The sequence below is a fragment of the Salmonella sp. 741265116_PST genome (genome assembly GCF_046567715.1).
Lineage (GTDB): Bacteria > Pseudomonadota > Gammaproteobacteria > Enterobacterales > Enterobacteriaceae > Salmonella > Salmonella enterica.
This window is the reverse complement of record NZ_JBKFPH010000058.1, coordinates 1-8,578: the sequence shown is the minus strand read 5'-3', so window position 1 is coordinate 8,578 and position 8,578 is coordinate 1. Positions and strand designations below refer to the sequence as shown.

The 8,578-nt window shown below is 48.7% G+C and carries 1 pseudogene; it reads right to left on the bottom strand.

Annotated elements, in window-relative coordinates:
* Positions 1-8,578, bottom strand: a pseudogene (gene siiE / locus ACLD11_RS21500) (non-fimbrial adhesin SiiE); the annotation flags it as partial.

Genomic DNA, 8,578 nt, shown 5'->3' with positions numbered 1-8,578 from the left:
TAGGCTGGGTGTGATTCGTCACGTTATCGCTGTCTGAAACGCCATTGTCTTCACCTGCTGCCAGCGCAATATCTGGCACCGTAAGCGTACTGTCGATCGTAACGGTAATGGGTAACGAGTTTTTCTGATTACCCGCGGCATCGCTTGCGATTACCGATATCGTATAGGAACCATCAGCTAACGGTGTACCTGGCGTAAAGAACCAAACGCCATCGGCATTTTTTTCAGCATTATATACGGTCCCATTGATATCGACCTGAACAACCACAACATCGCTTTCCAGATTCCCGATAATAAAGGTAGGCTGATTATCTCGCGTAATATTATCGCCCACCGTACCACTGTCTGAGTCTGGAGATAATGAAATAACAGGAGTCTCTTTCATGATATCGAGAGGGACATCATCACTCCGGTTACCAATCGCATCCACACTCGTAATGGTAAACTTCCCTTCCGATGGATACGGGATCGCCATACTCCATTTACCATTATCAGGAACGGTTAACGTATAAGTATTCCCATTACTATCGGTTATTATTAGCTGAGATTTGGCTTCCGCCGTCCCCTGCATAATAATTAGATCGTTGACAATATCTGAATAAGTTACGACCGGAGCGTTTGGCGGCGTTCGATCAATAAATATTTCATGTACCTCTTCCTTACGGTTGCCTGCGTTATCCTCAATACTCAAAGTGATATCATATTTCCCTTCCGGAAGCCGATCGGTCGATAATTCCCACAACCCATTAGCCGCAACGACAGCGGTTGCCAGCGTGACCCCTGCCACGATTAATGATACCGTAGCGCCAATTTCCCCCATACCTCGCATGGTAGTGAGATCGCTATTGCTCCACCATTCCGTTTTCGATAACGATTTATTGTCATCAAGCTCGCTGGTAAATACCTTGATATGCGTATCGACCCAAATGGAATAGTTTTCCTGATTTATGTTACCAGCACGGTCCGTAGATTTAACATTGATATCCAGTTGGCCTTCTGTGAAATAAAGCGGGTTCACCGGCATCTGCCAGTGTCCTTTGTCATTAACCCAAACCTCTCCCACATTTAAGCCATTGATGATGATTTCTATTTTGCTATTGGGCTCGGCACTGCCACTAAACAATAAGTTACGCGTCGTGTCCGTTATATATATTTTGCCATCACTACCGGTCATCTCTGCTAACGTTTGACCGTCGATAGAATCAATAACGACAGGTGTCGAATTAAAGGTATCTATAGTAAAGTTTAGCGTTTTCGAGGTAGCCGTGTTGCCTGCTTTATCGGTGATAACATAATAAATGCTATGGGAACCATCGCCCAACGGTGACGCAGGTCGATAAACTTGATTTCTGTCGGTCACCGTGATCGTATCGACTAGCACCCCATCAATGAAAACCTGAACACTCTGGTTCATTTCTCCAAAAATACTAAACGCAGGCCGGGTCTGACTCGTTATACTATCATTACCGAAAATACCATTATCAGAACCTGCCATCATAGCAGGATTATCGATAAACGTGCTGGTATCTATCGTGACGAGTAAGCGAGGCGATTCTGCCGTATTACCTGCCGGGTCTTCGGCAACCACACGGATAGAATATTCACCATCGTTTAACGCATTATCAAACTGATAGGACCAGGTTCCATCTTCAAGCACAAGCACATTTGCCACGATCTTTTCATCCACATAAATATGGATTGTGGCTCCCGCTTCTGCGGTGCCAACTAACACAGGCTTGTTGTGATTAGTAATCAGATCGTCACGTGAACCAGAGTTGCTCGTATCTTCAAGGTTGAGCGTTGGGAAGGCGGTTGATGAATCGACATCCACGCTATAATTCTTGCTCACTTCAGTGTTGCCAGCAACGTCAGTAATGCTGAAATGAATATTAAACGTACCATCATCTTGCAGCAGTATCGGCGCGTGCCATGAGCCATCAGCCTCAACCATAACAACGTTGACTAATTTACCATCGACAAAGATGCTGATCTGAGAACCAGCCTCCCCGACGCCTGAGACTGACAATGCCCGGTTATTAGAGAGGGGCGGTAATGAATCTTCATGAATGTCAAAGACAGCAATTTGAGAATCGATTGTCACGGTTGTCATCGCAGACTCAACCCGGTTACCAGCAGTATCCGTAGCAACAAATTGCACCTGATATTCGCCGTCGGCGCTATTTGCCGGCATGGTATAGCTAATATTACCTGACGAACTCGCCTCTACTGTGCCTTGTAACACACCATTAATATAAACCTGTACCGTCGCGCCGGGATCGGTCATGGCAACCAGTACCGGAGACTTATTATTGGTAATCAGATCATATTTATCACCGCTATTAGTATCCCGACTTAATGAAATATCGCTGATTTCAATCTGCGTATCATGTTCTATCAGAATATCTTTTTGTTGACTGTTGCCCGCTTTATCTTCCGATACCACGATAAAGGCATTACTACCTTCACGCAGATCTAATTCTGCGCTCCATCGACCATCATTGCCTACCACCAGGGTAGCAATAACCACCCCCAGCGGATTCCTGATGGTTAAAGTACTTCCGGCTTCGGCAGTACCATCGATGGTGACATGAGGTTTATTGGTGATCCAGTCGCCAACTTTGCCACTGTCGTCAGCTTCGCGTAATACCACGGTTAACGGCGAAATTACCGTATCCAGTATCACATTCTGCGGACCAAACTCTCTGATATTGCCGGCAACATCTTCAACTTTAAACGTTAATACATAATTACCGTCATTACCCAAAGCGGGTAATACTACGCCCCAGTGCCCTGCGCCTGTCGTATAAGCAATCGCTTTTTCAACGCCATTCACAAAGATAGTGATTTTGCTGTTTGGCTCACTGGTGCCGCCAATCTCCGGCGTCACCGTATTGATATATCCGCCCTCATGCATTCCAGATATATTCCATACCAGTTCAGCAACCTCGGTATCGATAGTGACATCAACGGCGGTGGAACGCAGTTCGCTATTATCGCGAGGGTTGACGATACCCACCTGGACGACATAGTGGCCATCTTTCATTTCCGGTAACTGGAAAGTATATCGACCCGCTGTATCCGCTGTCGCCTCGCCGACCTTCACGCCATCCACATAAATACTCACAATCGTATTAGGTAACGTGCTCCCAACCAGGGTCGGCGTTTTATTATTCGTCGTAAAGTCTCCTAAGGCGCCACTATCGCTCTCCTCGCTGAGCTTTATGGTTGGAGGCGTGACATCAATAACAGGTATTACGACAGGAAAGTCGACCTGCGACGATTCATTACCCGCTTTATCTTTGGCAACAATGCTCACAACATAGGAGCCTGGCGCCAATACTGATGGCGGCGTCCAACTCCATTCGCCATTCGCATTGGCGTTTGCGGAGCCGACCACTTTCCCATCCCACTGAATCATAATCGTCGAGAACGCTTCGGCGAACCCTTTGAACTCAGGACGCAGGCTGGTTGCTTCATGCTGATCATCAATAGATGGATCCGAAAGGCGAATGGTGGGATCGATCGTAACCGTATCGATAGTAAATCTTTCCTGCGTTTGCGCAGTATTTCCCGCGACATCTGTTGCGACGACGTTGATGGTATACATGCCATCCGGCAGTATATTCGGCGTCACACTCCAGTTGCCATCGGCGCCAACCGTAATCGTTTGTTTTAAAACCTCCCGACCTGACTTATCGTCAACAATGGTAATCACCAGTTTCGCATTGGGCTCTGCAGTACCTTCGAATTTGGGATTTTGTTTATTCGTAAGGTTATCGCTATTAGAATTTCCGGTATCAGACGCTGGCTCCATTCTGACACTGACGCTTGTCGTGGTATCAATGGTAAAGGGCAGCGTAGTTTCAGAAGTATTTCCGGCAATATCTCTGAAGACGACAACGGCTTCATATACGCCATCGTTTAACGCAACGGGAACCTGAAATTCCCAGAGGTTATTGCCATTTGCCGTAACCGGATAAGAAATACCGTTAATTCTGATTACAACAGTATCAATATCGGCGGGTACATTGCCAATAACGAAACGTGGTTTAGTGACACTCGTGATATTATCAACAGCACTTTCGCCAGTATCATCCGCATCCAGCAAATCAATACTGGGATCAGAAATAATAGTGTCTATTGTGAATGATACCTCTTTGCTAATTTTATTACCTGCGATATCTTCAGCTACTACTTCTATTTTGTAAGTTCCATCCACTAACGGTGTATCAGGGGTAAACAGCCATTTATTACCTGCCCCCTGAGTCAGTGTGCTGGATTTCCCGTTTAAAATTACCGTCACGCTCTGCAGCGGCTCTCTGGCTGAAATTTCAAAACGTGGAGCGGTAATATTCGTAATACCATCCGTAGAATCCTTTCCGGCGTCGTCCAGCATCACGACGCTCAGGCCGTCAATCTGCGTATCCACGGTGAAGCCCTGCGTGGAATTGGCCGTATTCCCTGCCCGATCCGTCGCCTGGACATGGAGAGTATAATGACCATCAGACAATGCGCTACCTGCAGTAAATTCCCACTGCCCGGCCGCATTTTTACTGACAGGCGTCCAGTTTACGCCATCGAAAGAAACCAGCACCGATGTCACATCATCAGGCGTTGCAATTTCAAAAGAGGGACGGGTAGCATTGGTGACATTATCGTGATCGTTGACGCCGCTATCTGTTGTTAACGTAACACTGTCAATCTGAACCTGCGTGTCGATTTCAATCTGCAGTTCGGCCGATGTTTTGGTATTACCAGCAATATCCGTTACGGTAACAGAGATCGTATGCTGACCGTCAGACAGCGGTTGATCCGGCGTAAAGGTTAAATTCCCCCCTGTGTTTTCAATGGTGTAATCCCGACCATCAATATGAACCACAATGTGTGAGACATCATTATCGACATTACCGATAATAAACACCGGTTTGTTAATCCTGGTAAGATTATCATTAGTATCATCACCAGTATCATGGGTGGGATCGAGTACAATTGTCGGCTCTCGCAGAGTCGTATCAATCGTAAACTGCAGCGTTTCTTGCGCAACGTTGCCGGCGATATCAGTCACATCAACCAAGAGAGTGTGTTGCCCATCAGGTAATGCCGAACCGACATTAAATATCCAGCGGCCATCCCCTCCTTTTGTGAGTTCAATCCAATTAGCGGCGTTATCGATTTTAACGCGCACATGGGTAATATCATCAGCGGTAACAATACTAAACTGCGGCTTGTCGACTTTGGTAATGTTATCTACATCGCTATCACCGCTATCTGTAACCAACGTGACGCTTTCAATTTCAGCCGTCGTATCTATCACAACAGGTAATGGTTTCGATGTCGCGGTATTCCCGGCCTTATCTTCAACTGTAACGGTAATATTATAAGAACCATCCGGAATGGCATTGCCTGGTGTAAACTCCCAGCCAGCCCCAACCTTAATCGCGTTATAATCATGCCCATCAATCGTTACCAATACTTTGATAACATCGGGGTCAACATTACCAATCGTAAAGGTGGGTCGTGACATATTAGTAATATTATCGGCTGTATTCGCTCCGGTATCTTGTCCTGCGCTTAAAGCGATAGTTGGAACCTGTATACGGGTATCGATATTAAATACCAAATCTTTATTCGCAATATTACCGGCCTCATCAGTGGCCTCTACGCGAAGGGTATGAGTACCGTCACCCAACGTGTTCGGACTTTCAAAAATCCACTGCCCGTCGGCATTTTTCCGTACCAAACTCCAGCTAGTGCCACCATCCAGGGTTACGCGTACCTGAACGACATCAGCGGGAACGTCAATTCTGAATGACGGTTCAGATACATTCGTTAATTGATCATCCTGTACGCCGGTATCAGTAAGCAACACGATATTATCAATGGTCGTTGTCGTATCAATACGCACCTCTAAGGGTGCCGATTCTTTTACGTTCCCCGCCAGATCTTCTACCACAACGACTAGCTGGTAAGCGCCATCAGCCCAGCTCGCAGAAGGGCTAAAACTCCATTGACCATTGGTGAATACCGCAGCTTCCTCGTGCGTTTTACCATTGTGGGTTACTTTGACCATCACACGGGTAACGTCAGCGTCAATCTGATGTATATCGAATACTGGCCGATCGTGATTGGTGAGGCGATCGCCGACAGTACCGCTATCTTCGCCAGCCGCCAGTTCAATGGTCGGCGTAGACAACGTACCGTCTATCGTCACCGTTAAAGGTGCGGATGTTTGCTGATTACCGGCCACATCCGTTACCGTCACGGTTAATTTGTAGCTACCGTCACCCAGGGCGGCATCCGGTCGATAGCGCCAGCCGTCGGCTGATTCGGTGAGTACCACTGTTTTAAACGTACCGTTATGCTCAATATTCAATACAACATGTTGAACATCTTTATCGATATGGCCCAACACAAATAACGGCTGAGTGACGCTGGTCAGATTATCGTTCTTAATCTGGCCGGTATCCTGATCGGGCGCTAACTCAATGGTTGGCATCGAAAGTGTAATGTCGATAGCAAAATTAAGCGATTGTCTCGTCGTATTACCCGCAGCATCAGTTGCCTCTACTGTCAGGGTATGCTGTCCCTCTGGCATATCTGTCGGCCAGGTGTAATCCCAGATGCCCTGCGTCGGGCTCTTTGTCGCGCTAAACCAGGTTACGCCGCCATCAATACTCAGCAGGACCTTTTCCACATCCTTCGGTACCGAGATCTGGAACTGCGGACGCACATGTTTTGTCACATTATCGCCAGGGACGCCGCTATCGTTGACTAATTCAATATGATCAATGGCTATTTGCGTATCCACTGTCACCGTCAGTGGCGTAGACGGACGCGTATTTCCCGCCCGATCCTCCACTGTCACCGTCAGCGTATAATCACCGTCGCCCCACGGCGCTGGCGGTGTAAAGCTCCACCCTCCAGCCCCCTGTGTCGCGGTAAACGAGGTTGTCGTTCCATTATGCGTGACGCTGACTGTAACGTTGATAACATCCGAATCGATATTCTGCAGAATAAAGGTCGGTCGGGTGCGATTGGTCATATCATCGCCAGGCGTACCGGTATCATCCGCGCTGTCCAGCGCAATGGTCGGTGTCGACAACCGGGTGTCGATGAAAAATTCGAGCGTTTGCGTCGCCGTATTGCCTGCCGCGTCGGTGACCATGACGGTTAGGGTGTGTTTTCCATCGCCCATATCCGTTGGCCAGGTATAGCCCCAGACGCCTTCAATACCCTGCGCCGCGCTCACCCAGTTTGCGCCCCCATCAATGCTCAGTTGCACAGAATTCACATCCGCCGGCACCGTGATCTCAAACTGCGGACGGGTGCTGTTAGTTAGATTGTCATCAGGCACGCCATGATCATTGACCAATGTAATATCAGTAATGCTGGTTTGCGTATCTACCGTCACTATCAGCGGCGTGGACTGACGAACGTTTCCTGCGTTATCCGTTACCTCTACCGTCAGTGTATAGCTACCGTCCGCCCAGTCAGCATCTGGCGTAAAGCGCCACTGTCCTCCAACCTGGGTTAGTGTCACTTCCTGGCTATTGCCGCCCTGTGTGATCCGCAAAATGACCGATTGCGCATCGGAGTCAATATTGCCAATGGTAAAGCCCGGTCTTTTGACGCTCGTAATATGATCGCCAATGGCACCTGTATCGTCCCTGCTATCCATAGTGATGGTAGGCGTTGACAGCCGGGTATCAATGGTAAAATCGAGCGTCTGCGTCGTCTTATTTCCCGCCTTATCGGTCGCTTCTACCGTCAGGGTATGTAGCCCGTCGGTCACATCTTTCGGCCAGGTGTAATCCCAGATCCCTGCCGTGCCCTGTGTTGCACGAACCCACGTATTACCGCCGTCGATACTCAGACGTACCTCGTTGACATCCCCTGGCACCGTGACGCGGAAGTGTGGACGAACGTCATTGGTCAGGTTGTCGCCGGGAATACCGTTATCATTAACCAGTTCAATAACATCAATGGTGATTTGGGTATCAACCGTGACCGTCAGCGGCGCTGAGTATTTTACGTTCCCTGCATCATCCTCCACCCTCACCGTCAGCGTATAGTCGCCATCTGCCCATGTGCCGGTCGGTGTCACGCTCCAGATGCCGGTCGCGCCTTTGGTGGCCGTCAGCACCTCTTTCGTGCCGCCATGCTGCACCTCAACCGTGACATACCGCGCGTCTGCGTCAATATTGCCCAGTATAAACGTCGGCTTATTCGCGTTGGTCAGGTTATCGCCTTTTGTTCCGCTGTCGTCCGTGCTGTCCAGCACGATAGTCGGTTCTGACAGTAGGGTATCGATGATGAAGTCCAGTTGCTGCGTCGTTTTGTTTCCCGCCTTGTCGGTCGCCTCCACTGTCAGGGTATGCTTACCCTCTCCCACATCAGCCAGCCAGGTATAATCCCAGACGCCCGGCGTCGCGCTCTGGGTAGCGTTGAACCACGTCTTGCCGCCGTCAATGCTCAGGCGCACCACGTTGACATCCGTCGGTACCGTCACCTGGAAGTGCGGGCGCGCTTCATTGGTCAGATTATCGTCGGGAATACCGCTGTCATTGACCAGTTCAAT